General features: G+C 76.6%; 1 protein-coding gene. It reads right to left on the bottom strand.

Annotated features, from left to right (window positions below; genetic code table 11):
• Positions 1-667: NAD(P)H-hydrate epimerase (locus FHD67_RS20250; RefSeq protein ID WP_281282467.1), on the bottom strand; the 667-nt coding region annotated here is incomplete at both ends.

The raw sequence follows: 667 nt of genomic DNA, 5'->3' as shown, positions 1-667 counted from the left end.
CGTGCCGCCAGCCGCGCCGCGCCGCCCGACCCCGCGCCCCCCGCCACGATCAGCGCCGCGCCATGCGCATATTTGTGCCCGCCTTCGGACTGCTGCTTGCGCAGCCAGGGCCCTTCGCCGCCCGGCCCCTGCGCGCGGCGCCGGTCGGCCAGCTCGAAGCGCGGCCAGAGCGCGGTCATCAGCGCCGGGCGCAGGCCGCGCCCGCCCTGGACGCGGAACGGCTCCAACCCAATATCGGCCACGACCAGTTGCCCGCAGGTCAGGGGGCCATGCTCCAGCAGGTGACCGGGCTTGGGGCTGTCGAAGGTCACCGTCATCGCGACGCGCAGCGCGTGCCAGGGCAGGGCGCCGCGCCCCGAGCCCAGGATCACGCCGCTGTCCAGGCACAGACCGCTTGGCGCATCCACCGCGACCAGGCGCGGGCGATAGAAGGCGCCGTCGCCGCCCTCGCCGCCCAGATGGCGCAGCAGGGCCGCGATCTCGCCCTCGGGCGGGCGGGTTAGGCCGGTGCCGAAGATCGCGTCGACATAGACATCAGCATCGGGCAGGGCGCGCAGCGCCGCGCGGGTTAGCGGCAGGACCGGCCCGGGCCATTGCGCCCGCGCCGCCGCCGCGTCGGAGCCCGGTCGCGGGGCCGCGCCCAGCACATCGACCCGCCAGCCCGCCT

The sequence above is a fragment of the Paracoccus haeundaensis genome, from assembly GCF_006239215.1.
GTDB classification, from domain to species: domain Bacteria; phylum Pseudomonadota; class Alphaproteobacteria; order Rhodobacterales; family Rhodobacteraceae; genus Paracoccus; species Paracoccus marcusii.
This window is presented reverse-complemented; position numbering and strand designations above follow the sequence as displayed.